The organism is Stenotrophomonas mori (assembly GCF_023556335.1).
In the GTDB taxonomy this organism is placed as follows: domain Bacteria; phylum Pseudomonadota; class Gammaproteobacteria; order Xanthomonadales; family Xanthomonadaceae; genus Stenotrophomonas; species Stenotrophomonas mori.
In genome coordinates this window covers 1,162,919-1,176,609 of record NZ_JAIKTS010000001.1, presented here as the reverse complement: position 1 = coordinate 1,176,609, position 13,691 = coordinate 1,162,919, and the positions used below count along the sequence as shown (strand labels likewise).

The window sequence follows — 13,691 nt, the reverse complement described above, 5'->3', positions numbered from 1 at the left end:
CTGTGCCCGGCCGCCGGGGGCGGGGCATGAACAGCATCCGCGCACTCCCTGAAATCCTGGTCAACCAGATCGCTGCCGGCGAGGTGGTCGAACGGCCCTCTTCGGTGGTCAAGGAGCTGGTGGAGAACGCGCTCGATGCCGGCGCGACCCGGGTGGACATCGACCTGGAAGAGGGCGGCGTGCGCCTGATCCGCATCCGCGACAATGGTGGCGGCATCGCCGCCGAGCAGCTGCCGCTGGCGGTGTCGCGCCACGCCACCAGCAAGATCGCCAGCCTCGACGACCTGGAGGCGGTGGCCACGCTCGGCTTCCGCGGCGAGGCGCTGCCGTCCATCGCCTCGGTCAGCCGCTTCACCCTGGCCTCGCGACGGGCGCAGGACGAGCACGGTGCCGCGCTGCAGATCGAAGGCGGCAAGATCGGCGACGTGGCACCGCGCGCGCATGCGCCGGGCACCACGGTGGAGGTGCGCGAACTGTTCTACAACGTGCCGGCACGGCGCAAGTTCCTGCGCGCCGAGCGCACCGAGCTCGGGCACATCGAGGAATGGCTGCGTTCGCTGGCGCTGGCGCGGCCGGACGTGGAGCTGCGGGTGTCGCACAACGGCAAGCCGTCGCGCCGCTACAAGCCCGGCGACCTGTACTCGGACGCGCGCCTCAATGAAACCCTCGGCGAGGATTTCGCGCGCCAGGCGCTGCGCGTGGACCACAGCGCCGCCGGCCTGCGGCTGCACGGCTGGATCGCACAGCCGCACTATTCGCGTGCCAGCGCCGACCAGCAGTACCTGTACGTCAATGGCCGCCCGGTCCGCGACCGCAGCGTCGCGCATGGGGTGAAGATGGCCTATGCGGACGTGCTCTACCACGGCCGCCAGCCGGCCTATGTGCTGTTCCTGGAACTGGACCCGACCCGGGTGGACGTCAACGTGCATCCGGCCAAGCACGAGGTGCGCTTCCGCGATGCGCGGCTGGTGCACGATTTCGTCTACCGCACGCTCAAGGACGCCCTGGCGGAAACCCGGGCCGGCATGGAGCCGGCCGGTGCGGCACCGGCGCTGGCCGGTGGGCCTGCGGGCGGCGTGGCGCCCGCCGCGGGCCCGGCGGCCGTACGGATGGACGCCGGCATGGCCGGCGGCGGTGCCTGGCAGGGGCGGCAGTCGCCGCTGGGCCTGCAGGTGGCCGAGGCCCCGGCGGCCTATGCCGCGCTGTATTCGGCGCCGGCCGGTGCGGCCGCGGCCGACAGCGGCGCGGGGCTGCCACCGACCGCGGCCGACAGTGGCGTGCCGCCACTGGGCTACGCGGTCGCCCAGCTGCATGGCATCTACATCCTGTCCGAGAACGCCGAGGGCCTGATCGTGGTGGACATGCATGCCGCGCATGAACGCATCGGCTACGAGCGGCTGAAGACGGCGCACGACGGCATCGGCCTGCATGCGCAGCCGCTGCTGGTGCCGATCACCCTGGCGGTGGGCGAGCGCGATGCCGACACTGCCGAGCGCGAAGCGGCGACCCTGGCCGAGCTCGGTTTCGAGGTGACCCGCGCCGGCCCGGCGTCGTTGCATGTGCGCAGCATTCCCGCGCTGCTGGCCAATGCCGAGCCGGAAGGCCTGCTGCGCGATGTGCTCACCGACCTGCGCGAGCACGGCCAGAGCCGGCGGGTGGCGGGGGCACGCGATGAGCTGCTCTCGACCATGGCCTGCCATGGCGCGGTGCGCGCCAACCGGCGCTTGACGATCCCGGAGATGAACGGCCTGCTGCGCGACATGGAGGCCACCGAACGCTCCGGCCAGTGCAACCACGGCCGCCCGACCTGGGCGCGGTTCTCGCTGGCGGAGATCGACCGCTGGTTCCTGCGGGGGCGCTGATGAGGGCGCGATGCACGGGCCTGGCGGGCGCCATACTGGCGGGCGTGCTGGCCGGCTGCGGAGGGGGCGGTCCTGGCGGCGAGGAGCGAACGCCGCGTTTCGATGCGGCGTTCGTGGTCGCCCACGACCTGTGGCGTGAACAGCGCCAGGCCGAGCTGCTGGGCGACGATGGCTGGACCCGCCTGGTCGGCCTGCATTGGCTGACCCTCAAGGCGCATTACATCGGCAGCGGCAGCACCAGCGGCATCCGCCTGGCGGTGGGACCGCCGCGCCTGGGCCTGGTGACGCGCGAGGGCGGGCGCTACTGGTTCACGCCCGAGCCCGGCGTGGCGGTGCTGGCCGACGGGCAGCCGGTGAAGGGCCGGGTGCCGCTGCGCGCCGATGACCAGGCCGAGCCGACGCGGCTCGTGTTCGACGACGGCAAGGGAACCCTGGGCCTGATCCGGCGCGGCACCCGCCATGCGCTGCGGGTGCGCCATGCGGATGCGCCTGCGCGCGCGGGATTCGTGCCGCTGGCGTACTGGCCGGTCGATCCGTCCTGGCGCATCAGTGCCCGCTTCCTGCCGCATGCTGCCGACAAGACCCTGCCGGTGGTCGACATCACCGGCGCGGTCACCGAACAGGCCAACGCCGGAGCGGTCGAATTCGAGCGCGAGGGACGCACCTGGCAGTTGCAGGCGCTGGGTGAGCCGGGGCGGCCGTTGCTGCTGATCTTCGCCGACCGCAGCAATGGCCGTGGCAGTTATGCCGCGGGCCGCTACATCGACCTGGACGTGCCCGATGCGAAAAGCCGGGTGGTGATCGATTTCAACCGCGCCTACAACCCGCCGTGCGCGTTCACGTCCTATGCGACCTGTCCGCTCCCGCCGGCGGAGAACCGCCTGGAGTTCGCGGTCGAGGCCGGAGAACAGGCCTATCCACCGCGGGACAACGGAGACGGGACATGAGCTGGAGCTGGATCAAGCGGGGGGCGGGCCTGGTGATGGCGGCCCTGGTATCGGTGACCGCGATGGCGGCACCGCCGCCGGAGCGGCCGGCGGCCGGTGACGGACATGTACCGCCGGTACCGCTGCTGTGGAAGGTGGACGGTGCGGACGGCGCGGCGCTCTACCTGCTGGGATCGTTCCACCTGCTCAAGCCCGCGGACTACCCGCTGTCCGCCGACGTGGACACGGCCTTCGCCGCCTCGCGGCAGCTGTTGTTCGAGCTGGCGCCGGAAGAAATGGGCTCGCCGGCCCTGGCCACGCAGATGGCGCAGAGCGCGCTGCGGCAGGACGGGCGCGAGCTCAAGGACGACCTGGATGCCGAGACCTGGCAGCGGCTGCAGGCCTATGCCGCCGCCAATGGCCTGCCGCTGGAGCGGCTTGCCGGGCTCAAGCCCTGGTTCGTCGGCCTGACCATCAGCCTGGCGCAGATGGCGCGGCAGGGACTGGATGCGGCGTCGGGGCTGGACCGCCATCTGATGGCGCGCGCGGCCGATGCCGGCAAGTCGGCGTTGGGCCTGGAGAGCGCCGCGGCACAGATCGCGCTGCTGGACGGCATGGAGATCGACGAACAGCGGCAACTGCTGCGCGAGGCGCTGGAGCAGGTGGACAAGGGCGACGAGCAGAGCCGGCGGCTGCACGATGCCTGGCGCCGCGGCGACGCCGAGACGCTGTGGCACGACATGGCCGCGCAGATGAAGCGCGACTACCCGGCGCTGTACCGGCGGATCAACAGTGAGCGCAACGATGCCTGGCTGGCACCGCTGCAGACGCGCCTGCAGGCCGGGCAGGGCACCACGCTGGTGGTGGTCGGTGCACTGCACCTGCTGGGCGAGGATGGCGTGGTGGAGAAACTGCGTGCCCGCGGTTACCCGGTGCAGCGGGTGTGCACGGCGTGCGTCCCGGAGCCGGGCGCGGAGCCGACGGCGGCCGGGAAGCGGCGCCGGCGCTGACGCGGCGGAAAAAGCGGAAGCCGGCGCGGGCGCCGGCTTCCGGGAATGTCAGCGGCTGCTGCCGCCGCGGGTCTTGCCGGCGCTGCGCGGCGGCGGCTCGGCGGGCTTGGCAGCCGACGGCGCGGGAGGGCGGCCGAAGCCGGTGCCCATGCTGCGCTGGAACTCCTGCCACAGCTCCAGGTTGCGCTCGGTGAGCTGGTTCATCATCGCCCACGGCGTCTGCCCGAGCAGGTTGCCCACCTGCTGCCGGAACTGCTGCTGCTGGTCCAGGAACACCTGCATGCTGCGTTCCAGGTAGTTGCCCATGAAGCCCTGCAGCGAATCGCCGTAGAAACGGATCAGCTGGCTCAGCAGCTGGGTGGACAGCATCGGTTCGCCGTCCTGTTCCTTGTCGGCGATGATCTGCAGCAGCACCGACCGCGTCAGGTCCTCGCCGCTCTTGGCGTCGCGGACTTCGAAGTCCTCGCCGTCGAGGATCAGCTGGCGCACATCCTCGATGGTGATGTAGCTGGAGATCTCGGTGTCGTAAAGCCGCCGGTTCGGGTACTTCTTGATGATGCGGGTCGCAGCCATTAAGCAGTCACTCTTCCTTCACGGTAGATGCGCAGCATGGCGCAGTGCAACAGGCCTTGCAACCGCCGGAAGCCGGGGTGACGGGCGGTTGCCGCGGTGCGCGCTGCTGCGCAGCAGCGTCTGTCATGCTGCGCAGCATGCGGCTCACCAGCCCATGTGGTGGCCGCCGTTGATGTCCAGGTTGGAGCCGGTGATCCAGGCCGCCTCCTCGGCGACCAGGAAGGCCACGGCGTAGGCGATCTCCTCGGGCTTGCCGAGGCGGCCGGTGGGGATGTCGGCAATGATCTTGGCGCGCACCTCCTCCGGTACCGCCATCACCATGTCGGTGGCCACGTAGCCGGGCGAGATGGTGTTGACGGTGATGCCGAACCCGGCGTTCTCGCGCGCCAGTGAAATGGTGAAGCCGTGCATGCCGGCCTTGGCCGCGGCGTAGTTGGCCTGGCCGTACTGGCCCTTGAGGCCGTTGATCGAGCTGATCTGGATCACCCGCCCCCAGCCCCGCCGGCGCATGCCTTCGATGACCGGGCGGGTGACGTTGAACACCGAATTGAGATTGGTGTTGATCACCTCGTGCCACTGCTCCGGGCGCATGCGGTGGAAGGTGGTGTCGCGGGTGATGCCGGCGTTGTTGACCAGGATCTCCAGGGGGCCGAGGGCGGACTCCACCGCTTCCACCAGGGCGCGCCCGCCTTCGGGCGAGGCGACGTCGCCGGGAAGCAGGGCGATGTCGTATCCCTGTTCGCGCATGCGCTGCTGCCAGTGCTCGGCGCGCTCGGCGTTGCGGAAGTTGGTGGCGACACGATGGCCCTGGTCGGCCAGCCGCTGGCAGATGGCGGTGCCGATGCCGCCGGTGCCGCCGGTGACCAGTGCGATGCGGGATGTCGTCATGGAATGCGCTCCCTGCGCAAACGTTCGGGGACGTCCGATTCTATGTGAACCGGCCGGCGTCGCGGGAAACGGCGGTGTCGGGGAGCGTGCGCCGCAGCCGCGCGGGGTGGAACGCGGACACGGCCTGCTGCAGCAGTTCGGGAACCTGGGCCGGACCGTCCAGGGCGGCTGCTTCCTGGCCGAGCGCGGACCACAGCCAGCGCAGCGTCGGCACCGGATCGCGGGCGTCCACCGGGCGTGCCGCCAGCGACTTGGACAGCTTGTTGCCGTCCGCGTCGCGCAGCAGCGGCAGGTGCAGGTAGCGCGGGGTGGGGAGGCCGAGTGCCCGCTGCAGCAGGATCTGGCGGGGCGTGGAGTCGATCAGGTCGGCGCCGCGCACCACGTCGGTGATGCCCTGCGCGGCATCGTCCACGACCACGGCCAGCTGGTAGGCCCAGCAGCCGTCGGCACGCAGCAGGACGACGTCGCCGGCCACGCGGTCCACGCGGTGCTCGAAGCGGCCCTGGAGGGCGTCGTCGAAGCCCACCAGGGCACCGTCGGCCACGCGCAGGCGGATCGCCGGGTGGGGCCGCTGCCGGCCGCCGACGCAGCGGCGGTGGAGGCCCTGCTGGCCGGCCAGGTCGCTGCGGCTGCAGTGGCAGGGAAAGGCGCTGCCTTCGGCCAGTAGCCGGTCCAGCGCGGCGCGGTAGTGGGCGTGGCGCCGGCTCTGGTACTGCACCGGAGCATCCGGGTGCAGGCCGAAGGCCGCCAGTGTCGCCAGCTGCGCCGCGGCGGCGCCGGCGACCTCCCGTGGCGGGTCCAGGTCCTCGATGCGCACCAGCCAGTGGCCGCCGGCATGCCGCGCCAGCAGCCAGCTGCCGAAGGCGGCCAGCAGCGAGCCCAGGTGCAGCGGACCGGTCGGCGAGGGGGCGAAGCGGCCGCGGTAGCGATTGGAGGACATCTAAGCTGAATCGTCGGTCAGAAACGTGCTTGAATTCAACCTGTCGGCACCGCAGATTTGACCGACTCATCCCATGTCCAAATGGATCTTCTCCGCATGTTTACCCGTATCGGGCTGTTCCTGTTGACCAACTTCGCCGTGCTGATCCTGGCGAGCGTGGTGATGTCCCTGCTGGGCGTCAATCCCGCGCAGATGAGTGGCTTGCTGGTGATGGCCGCGCTCTTCGGCTTCGGTGGCTCGATCATTTCGCTGCTGCTGTCCAAGTTCATGGCCAAGCGTGGCACCGGCGCGGTGGTCATCAGCGAGCCGCGCAACGCGACCGAGCGCTGGCTGCTGGACACGGTGGCGCGCCAGGCGCGGGCGGCGGGCATCGGCATGCCGGAAGTGGCGGTGTACGACGGCCCGGAAATCAACGCCTTCGCCACCGGCGCCAACCGCAACAACGCGCTGGTGGCAGTGTCCACCGGCCTGCTGCACGCCATGAGCGAGGACGAAGCCGAAGCCGTGCTGGGCCACGAGATCTCGCACGTCGCCAACGGCGACATGATCACCATGGCGCTGCTCCAGGGCGTGCTGAACACCTTCGTGATCGTGCTGGCGCGCGTGGTCGGCGGCGTCATCGACAATGCGCTGTCGGGCAACCGCGACAGTGGCCGCGGTTTCGCCTACTACATCATCGTGTTCGTGCTGGAGATGGTCTTCGGCCTGTTCGCGACGATGATCGCGATGTGGTTCTCGCGTCGCCGCGAGTTCCGCGCCGATGCCGGTGGCGCCAGCCTGGCGGGCCGCCAGAAGATGATCGCCGCGCTGGAGCGGTTGAAGCTCAACCATGGCCAGAGCACCCTGCCGACGCAGATCGCGGCATTCGGCATTGCCGGCGCGGCGACCAAGAAGCTGTTCCTCAGCCATCCGCCGCTGGAAGAGCGGATCGCCGCCCTGCGCGCGTCGACGGAGGCCTGACAGGCGGCTGTCGCACGCGGCTTCCCCACCATCGGCTGCAGGAAAACGCCCGGCTCGACGCCGGGCGTTTTTCGTGGGTGCGTCGTATGCGCGCAGCCGGCGCGGCTGGAAGCGGACGCATGCGGCACCGCTGGGCGCGGTGGCGGCCGATGACGGTGCGGAATGTCGTGGACTACGCGCTCGCCGGGCTGAGGCAGTGAGCGGGAGCCCGGCAGGGGATCCCGGCATCCTGGTGGCAGGCGCGGGGGCGGTGCCGTCGTGCTAGGAAGGGCCGGGCCGGCAGGGAAGAACGGCCACGCCGCGGTGCCTTGTCCGGAGCGCGATTCGTGCCGGCCGTGCGCAGGGTCGCATGAGGGCGGCCTGGCCGGGGTCGTAGTGGTTGGGTGAGCCGGGCAGCTGCGGCAACAGGGCAGGCGGGTGCGTGGACGGCACCGGCATCTATGGCGGGCAGCGCGTGCGTGTGTCGGTCGATCGGCAAGCCGGGTGCCGCGGGCAACTGTGCCGAGCGGCGACAGAGGGGCATGCGGGGAGGGCCATCGGCCCGGACCGTTCTCCCTCCGGCGGGGAGGGAGGAAGCGCTTCGATGCGCTCGGGGACATGGCGGCCGCGCCGTGGCGGCCGCCATGCGTGCGCTCAGGCGTCGTGGGTCCGCTGTTCGTGCTCGACGGCGGGCGCGTCGCCCGGCGCTGCCGGTGCGTCGCTCTCGTCCTCGGCCTGGACCTCGGCCGTTTCCGGCGCGTCGACGGGGGCTGCCGGCGGCTGCACGGCGTCCCCTGCCGCGTGCACGGTGGGAGCGGGCGCTTCGGAGAAGAGCTGGCCGTTCTCCGGCAGTGCCGGCTCCGGCGTTGCGATCGGCGCCGGCGAGGCGACGGCCGCGGAGGACTCCACGGTGGCCGGGGCTTCCACGACCGTCGGCGCTTCCACAGCGGCGGGCGTTTCCACAACCGCCGGTGTCGCTACGGCCTCCTCGACCGGGGCCGAAGTGCGGGCGGGCGCTTCCATGGCCGGCGCCACTTCCGGCTCGGCGGCAGTGGCCGGCATGCTCTGGCCAGCCTCTCCGGCCGCGGCCTGTCGGGGCGCCACGGCGGCCTGCGGCTCGGCGGCGGCATCGGCGACCCGCGTGACGCTCGGGGCGGGCGCTTCCGCTGCCGGCACCGACTCCTGGCGGGCGTCGGTCGCGACGCCGGTATCCACCGGCGGCTTGACGGCAGGCGCCTGCGCCTTCGGGGTGCGGGGTGCGGGGGTGTCCGGCGCGGGCTGGTGCGCGGGTGCATCGCCGGTCGCCGGTTCATCGTCGAAGTCGAACTCGGGCTGTGCGGCGGCAGGGGTGGCGCTGCGCTCGACGGGTTCGCCGACGGTATCGTCGGCGTCGTCATCGCCGCTCAGCGCGTCGAGGTCGGCACCGGTGCTGCCTTCGGCGCCACCACGACGGCGGCGGCGGCCACCGCGGCGGCCACGGCGGCGGCGGCTGGCGCCCTCGCCATTGGCATCCTCGGTGCCCGCTGCGGGATGGCCGGCGTCGGCCGTGGCCGCGCTGGGCTCCACGGTCGGCTGCTCGGTGGCGGTGTCCACGGAACTGGCGTCAAGTGCGTCGTGCGGCAGCTTGACGCGGGCTTCGTCGCCGGCATCCGCGTGGCTGCCGACCACGGCTGCCGCGGTTGCGGCGGTGGCCACGGCGGCGGCCGTGGAGCGCTGCGGTTCGGCCGACGGCCGTACCGGCTTCTCGGCCACGGGCTGTGGGATCTTTTCGAGGTCCTGGCGCTTCTCGGCATCCTGCTGCGGCTTGGGCTGCCGGGGCGGCTTGGGTGCCCGGGGCGGCTGCTCGGCGTTGCGGGCGGCCTTGCCCTGCGCCGCCTGCGGCTCGTTGCGCTGCTTGGTGGGCTGCTGGCCGTTGCCGGCGTTCGCAGCGTTGCCGGCGTTCTGGCGGCGCTCGTCGCGGCGCTGCTCATCGCGGCGGCCGCCATTGGCGGCGCCGTTGCGGCCCTGGGGACCGGTGTTGCCGTTGCGTCCGTCGCGGCGCTGGCCCCGTTCACCGCGGCTGCCGCGGCCGCCGTCCTGGCGCGGCTGCGGCGGCTGTGCCGGTGCGGCGGGAGCGGCATCGCCGCCGAACACGCGCTTGAACCAGCCCACCACGCCACCGGCGGCGGCGGGAGCCGGCGCGGGGGGGGCGACGGGTGCGGGCGCCGGCGGTGGGGCTTCGCGCACCGGGGCCGGCTGGCTGTGCTTGACCTGGGTGACCGCCGGTGCCGGCGGAATGTTCAGCTGCGCCTTGGTCAGCGCATGCACCGGCAGCTTGCGCGGGGTGCCGCGCTGGTAGCTGGGCTTGCCGGACTCCTCGCCCAGCTCGTTCTCGCGCAGGCGGGTGACTTCGTAATGCGGCGTGTGCAGCTGTTCGTCGGCGACGATGATGATCGGCGCATCGTGGCGGCGCTCGATCTCGCGCAGTGCGCCGCGCTTCTCGTTGAGCAGGAAGTTGGCGATCTCCACCGGGGCCTGGACCAGCACCTGCCCGGTGTTCTCCTTCATCGCGTGCTCTTCGGCGACGCGGATGATCGACAGCGACAGCGATTCGACGCTGCGCATGCGGCCCTGGCCGTCGCAGCGCGGGCAGACCGTCTGGCTGGACTCGCCCAGGCTCGGGCGCAGCCGCTGGCGGCTCATCTCCATCAGGCCGAAGCGCGAGATGCGGCCCAGCTGCACGCGCGCGCGGTCGTACTTGAGCGCGTTCTGCAGGCGGTTCTCGACTTCGCGCTGGTGCTTGTTCGAGGACATGTCGATGAAGTCGATCACCACCAGGCCGCCCAGGTCGCGCAGGCGCAGCTGGCGGGCCACCTCCTCGGCGGCCTCCAGGTTGGTCTGGAACGCGGTGTCCTCGATGTCGCTGCCCTTGGTGGCGCGGGCCGAGTTCACGTCGACGGCGGTCAGCGCTTCGGTCTGGTCGACCACGATCGAGCCGCCGGAGGGCAGGCGCACGTTGCGTTCGTAGATCGCTTCGATCTGGGACTCGATCTGGAAGCGGTTGAACAGCGGGATGTCGTCCTTGTAGTGCTTGAGCTTGCGCAGGGTCTGCGGCATCACCTGCTGCATGAACTCGCGCGCGGTCTCGTACAGTTCTTCGGTGTCGACCAGGATCTCGCCGATGTCGGCGCGCAGGTAGTCGCGCAGGGCGCGGACGATCAGACGCGACTCCTGGTAGATCAGGAACGGCGCCGGCTTGGCCAGCGCGGCTTCGGCGATGGAGCGCCAGACCTGCAGCAGGTAGTCCAGGTCCCACTGCAGCTCTTCGGCATCGCGGCCGACGCCGGCGGTGCGGATGATCACGCCCATGTCGTCGGGGATGTTCAGCTTGTCCAGCGCGTCCTTCAGCGCGGCACGGTCCTCGCCCTCGATGCGGCGCGAGACGCCGCCGGCCGACGGCGAGTTCGGCATCAGCACCATGTAGCGGCCGGCCAGCGAGATGAAGGTGGTCAGGGCGGCGCCCTTGTTGCCGCGTTCCTCCTTGTCGACCTGGACCACGACTTCCTGGCCCTCGCGCAGCAGTTCGCGGATGCCGGCCTTGTTGTGGTCGACGCCGGCCTGGAAGTAGTCGCGGGAGATTTCCTTCAGCGGCAGGAAGCCGTGGCGCTCACCACCGTATTCGACGAACGCGGCTTCCAGGGAGGGCTCGAGCCGGGTGATGCGGCCCTTGTAGATGTTGGACTTCTTCTGTTCCTTGGACGGCTGTTCGATGTCGATGTCGTACAGGTTCTGGCCGTCCACGATGGCCACGCGCAGTTCTTCAGCCTGCGTGGCATTGATCAGCATTCGCTTCATTAGTGCGTTCCTCGCGCGCTGCTACCGCGCGGAACGCCATGGCGTTTCGCCTCTGGACACGGGTCGCCGCCCTTCGCGCAGGCGCGGGTAGGGCCGCTCGGGTTTCCAGCGCTACGACACCACGGCAGGCCGCGGGAGCGCTTGTGTTCTTGGTTTCAGGTGTTTCGGGACCGGCGACGGCTCCGGCCGGGGCTGGAGCGTCGCGCGGGACATGTGTTTCGTCGAGCACGGATGCTTTGGGCATCCGGCGATGGCCGGGAGCGCCGACGAGCCGCTAACATGGCCGCCCCGGGGGCGGTGGCCGCGCACTGTGCCGGATCCGTCGGAAGCCGGGCTTCTGGCCCTGACCAACTTCCAACGAAATCAAACCCTTATCTCGCTCGCCGAGTGTAGCAGAATAAACAGGCAGATGACTGACTCCGAACGCCGTATCCCGTCCACGGGAAAATCCAGCGTGCGCCTGATCAAGGTGCCCGAAGACCGGGCCGGGCAACGCCTGGACAATTTCCTGCTGGGCCAGCTGAAAGGAGCCCCGCGGAGCCTGGTCTACAAGCTCGTGCGCAGCGGCCAGGTGCGGGTGAACGGGGGCCGCGCGAAGGCCGAGCGCAAGCTGGAGGCCGGCGAGGAAGTGCGGGTGCCGCCGGTGAATCTCGCCGAGGCGGGAGACCGCACGCCGCCGCCCACCGGCTTCCTGCAGCGGATGGAGCAGGCCATCGTGTTCGAGGACGCGCGGCTGCTGGTCATCAACAAGCCCAGCGGGGTGGCCAGCCATGGCGGCAGCGGCATCAGCCATGGCGCGATCGAAACCATGCGGGCGCTGCGGCCGGACCAGAACCTGGAGCTGGTGCACCGCCTGGACCGCGATACCTCCGGGCTGCTGGTGATGGCCAAGAAGCGCTCGGCCCTGTCCGAGCTGCAGGCCCTGCTGCGCGAGGACCATGCCGGCAACGGCCCCGGCGGCATCCGCAAGCGCTACCTGACCCTGCTGGCCGGGCGCATGCCGACCGGCGTGATGAGCGTGGACGCGCCGCTGCATGTCGGCCTGCGCCAGGGCGGCGAACGCCATGTGCAGGTGAATGCGGGCGGCAAACCGTCGCTGAGCCACTTCAAGGTGCTGGAGCGGCGCGGCGGGCAATCCTATTGCGAGGTGCGGATCGAGACCGGGCGCACCCACCAGATCCGCGTGCATGCCCTGCATATCGGCCACCCGGTGGCCGGCGACGACAAGTACGGCGACCCGCTGGTCAACAAGCGGCTGCGCGAGCAGATCGGCCTGAAGCGGCTGTTCCTGCACGCGGCGTCGCTGGAATTCGCCCTGGACGGCGGCCGGGTGCCCTATGTGCTCAACGCACCGCTGGCACCGGAACTGGCCGAGGCACTGGATCGGCTGGGGTAGTGCCGGCCGCTGGCCGGCTGCCGCGGGGGTGTTCCGTGGTGCGAGGCTGCCGGCCTGGGGCCGGCACGTCCCTCACCACTTGAACAGCACCAGGCTGATCGCCAGGGTCGCCATGCCGGTCACCAGCCCGTACACCGTCTCGTGTCCGCGGGCATAGCGCTTCGCCGCGGGCAGCAGCTCGTCCAGGGCCAGGAACACCATGACCCCGGCGATCATTCCGAACACGATGCCGAAGGTGCTGTGCGAGAGCGAGCCGGCCAGGGCGATATAGCCCAGGGCCGCGCCGACCGGCTCGGCCAGCCCGGACAGCAGGCTGGCGCAGAACGCGTAGAACTTGTTGCCGGTGGCGAAATACACCGGGACTGCGATGGCGATGCCTTCGGGAATGTTGTGGATGGCGATGGCGAATGCCAGCGGCATGCCCACCGACGGGCTTTCCAGGGTCGCGAAGAAGGTGGCCAGGCCTTCGGGGAAGTTGTGCGCGGTGATCGCGATGGCGGTCAGCAGCCCGACCCGCCGGATGTAGCCGCGGTTGTCTTCGCGGAACAGCGGATCCTGCGCATCCAGGCTTTCGTGGGGGTTGGGGATGAGGTGGTCGATGGCGACGATCAGCACCACGCCGGCCAGGAAGGAGAGGGTGCCGTAGGTGAAGCCCAGGCGCTCGCCATGGGCCAGGGTGAACGATTCGACGGACTTGTTGAGGATCTCCGACAGCGACACGTAGACCATCGCGCCACCGGCGAAGGCCAGCCCGAACGCGAGCAGGCGCGGGTCGGGGCGTCGGGAGAACAGCACCATCAGGCTGCCGATGGCGGTGGCCAGGCCGGCGGCGAGCGTCAGCCCGAAGGCGATCCATAGGTTTTCGGTGGTGATCACGGGCATCGGGGGGGCGCTCGCGGGAGGGGAGGGTCAGCCTCCGCGCCGCATGCGTTCCTCGATGGCGAAGCATTCGTCCGGCTTCGGAGTGGGCGGGCGGAAGCTCACCGGCACCTGGATGGTGGTGGCCACCGCCTGGCCGTTGCGCGTGGCGGCCTTGAACTTCCATTCGCGCACGCGCTGGATCGCGGCGTCGTCCAGCTGGCTGTTGCCGCTGCTGGCCTGCAGGGCGACGTCGGTGGGGGCGCCTTCCGGGCCGACCACGACCTTGAGCACGCTCTGGCCGCCCACGCCGCTGCAGGCCAGCTCGACCGGGTAGTCCGGCGGCGGGGTCTGCAAGGCCGCCACCTCGGTGGGGGCGACCACCGGCGTGGCGGGGCCGGAGGGACCGCAGGCGGCGAGAGCCGCGGCAGCGGCGAGGGAACCCAGCAGGAGGTGCGCTTTCAT

General features: G+C 71.0%; 11 protein-coding genes. 5 read left to right on the top strand and 6 right to left on the bottom strand.

Features of this window, described 5'->3' with window-relative positions:
* Positions 1 to 26 precede the first annotated feature (26 nt).
* The 3 genes from mutL to K5L01_RS05225 are packed head-to-tail and all read left to right on the top strand — an operon-like array spanning position 27 to position 3,798.
* Positions 27 to 1,862 carry a DNA mismatch repair endonuclease MutL gene (mutL, locus tag K5L01_RS05235; protein WP_250062554.1) on the top strand — a complete coding sequence of 612 codons (1,836 nt, stop codon included), beginning with the start codon at positions 27 to 29 and terminating at the stop codon, positions 1,860 to 1,862.
* Entirely contained in the window at positions 1,862 to 2,809 is a 948-nt protein-coding gene (locus K5L01_RS05230; RefSeq protein WP_250062552.1) for a DUF1684 domain-containing protein, read from the top strand. Before mutL ends, K5L01_RS05230 begins: the two co-directional genes overlap by 1 nt.
* Positions 2,806 to 3,798 carry a TraB/GumN family protein gene (locus tag K5L01_RS05225; RefSeq protein ID WP_250062550.1) on the top strand — a complete coding sequence of 331 codons (993 nt, stop codon included), beginning with the start codon at positions 2,806 to 2,808 and terminating at the stop codon, positions 3,796 to 3,798. The genes K5L01_RS05230 and K5L01_RS05225 overlap by 4 nt, the downstream gene beginning before the upstream one ends.
* A 48-nt stretch (positions 3,799 to 3,846) precedes the next feature.
* On the opposite strand, the gene phaR is transcribed toward K5L01_RS05225, so the two are convergent.
* The 3 genes from phaR to gluQRS form a co-directional block, all read right to left on the bottom strand.
* Positions 3,847 to 4,371 (bottom strand): polyhydroxyalkanoate synthesis repressor PhaR, encoded by a 525-nt coding sequence (gene phaR / locus K5L01_RS05220; RefSeq protein WP_250062547.1) that lies wholly within the window; start codon positions 4,369 to 4,371, stop codon positions 3,847 to 3,849.
* Positions 4,372 to 4,515: 144 nt separating this feature from the next.
* A complete protein-coding gene (gene phbB / locus K5L01_RS05215; RefSeq protein ID WP_250062545.1) occupies positions 4,516 to 5,259 on the bottom strand; it encodes a beta-ketoacyl-ACP reductase in 744 nt (247 codons plus the stop codon).
* A 40-nt stretch (positions 5,260 to 5,299) separates the two neighbouring features.
* Complete coding sequence (gene gluQRS / locus K5L01_RS05210; protein ID WP_250062543.1) at positions 5,300 to 6,199, bottom strand: tRNA glutamyl-Q(34) synthetase GluQRS; 900 nt, start codon at positions 6,197 to 6,199, stop codon at positions 5,300 to 5,302.
* A 96-nt stretch (positions 6,200 to 6,295) separates the two neighbouring features.
* On the opposite strand from gluQRS, the gene htpX reads away from it, so the two are divergent.
* Positions 6,296 to 7,159 carry a protease HtpX gene (gene htpX / locus K5L01_RS05205; RefSeq protein ID WP_250062541.1) on the top strand — a complete coding sequence of 288 codons (864 nt, stop codon included), beginning with the start codon at positions 6,296 to 6,298 and terminating at the stop codon, positions 7,157 to 7,159.
* A 633-nt stretch (positions 7,160 to 7,792) separates the two neighbouring features.
* Here the strand turns inward: htpX and K5L01_RS05200 are convergent.
* A complete protein-coding gene (locus K5L01_RS05200; protein ID WP_250062539.1) occupies positions 7,793 to 10,972 on the bottom strand; it encodes an Rne/Rng family ribonuclease in 3,180 nt (1,059 codons plus the stop codon).
* Between the two features lie 409 nt (positions 10,973 to 11,381).
* Here K5L01_RS05200 and K5L01_RS05195 point away from each other — a divergent pair, with 409 nt between their 5' ends.
* Positions 11,382 to 12,368: an RluA family pseudouridine synthase gene (locus tag K5L01_RS05195; protein ID WP_250062537.1), complete on the top strand. Its 987-nt coding sequence runs from the start codon at positions 11,382 to 11,384 to the stop codon at positions 12,366 to 12,368.
* A gap of 72 nt (positions 12,369 to 12,440) precedes the next feature.
* On the opposite strand, the gene zupT is transcribed toward K5L01_RS05195, so the two are convergent.
* Positions 12,441 to 13,250: a zinc transporter ZupT gene (gene zupT / locus K5L01_RS05190; protein WP_250062535.1), complete on the bottom strand. Its 810-nt coding sequence runs from the start codon at positions 13,248 to 13,250 to the stop codon at positions 12,441 to 12,443.
* A 27-nt stretch (positions 13,251 to 13,277) separates the two neighbouring features.
* A complete protein-coding gene (locus K5L01_RS05185; protein WP_250062533.1) occupies positions 13,278 to 13,691 on the bottom strand; it encodes an energy transducer TonB in 414 nt (137 codons plus the stop codon).

Excerpts from the sequence above, each read along its gene's own strand:
- phbB (WP_250062545.1), bottom strand. The coding sequence starts at position 5,259 with ATGACGACATCCCGCATCGCACTGGTCACCGGCGGCACCGGCGGCATC.
- K5L01_RS05195 (WP_250062537.1), top strand. The coding sequence starts at position 11,382 with ATGACTGACTCCGAACGCCGTATCCCGTCCACGGGAAAATCCAGCGTG.
- K5L01_RS05185 (WP_250062533.1), bottom strand. The coding sequence starts at position 13,691 with ATGAAAGCGCACCTCCTGCTGGGTTCCCTCGCCGCTGCCGCGGCTCTC.
- htpX (WP_250062541.1), top strand. The coding sequence starts at position 6,296 with ATGTTTACCCGTATCGGGCTGTTCCTGTTGACCAACTTCGCCGTGCTG.
- K5L01_RS05230 (WP_250062552.1), top strand. The coding sequence starts at position 1,862 with ATGAGGGCGCGATGCACGGGCCTGGCGGGCGCCATACTGGCGGGCGTG.
- mutL (WP_250062554.1), top strand. The coding sequence starts at position 27 with ATGAACAGCATCCGCGCACTCCCTGAAATCCTGGTCAACCAGATCGCT.
- K5L01_RS05225 (WP_250062550.1), top strand. The coding sequence starts at position 2,806 with ATGAGCTGGAGCTGGATCAAGCGGGGGGCGGGCCTGGTGATGGCGGCC.
- zupT (WP_250062535.1), bottom strand. The coding sequence starts at position 13,250 with ATGCCCGTGATCACCACCGAAAACCTATGGATCGCCTTCGGGCTGACG.
- gluQRS (WP_250062543.1), bottom strand. The coding sequence starts at position 6,199 with ATGTCCTCCAATCGCTACCGCGGCCGCTTCGCCCCCTCGCCGACCGGT.
- phaR (WP_250062547.1), bottom strand. The coding sequence starts at position 4,371 with ATGGCTGCGACCCGCATCATCAAGAAGTACCCGAACCGGCGGCTTTAC.
- K5L01_RS05200 (WP_250062539.1), bottom strand. The coding sequence starts at position 10,972 with ATGAAGCGAATGCTGATCAATGCCACGCAGGCTGAAGAACTGCGCGTG.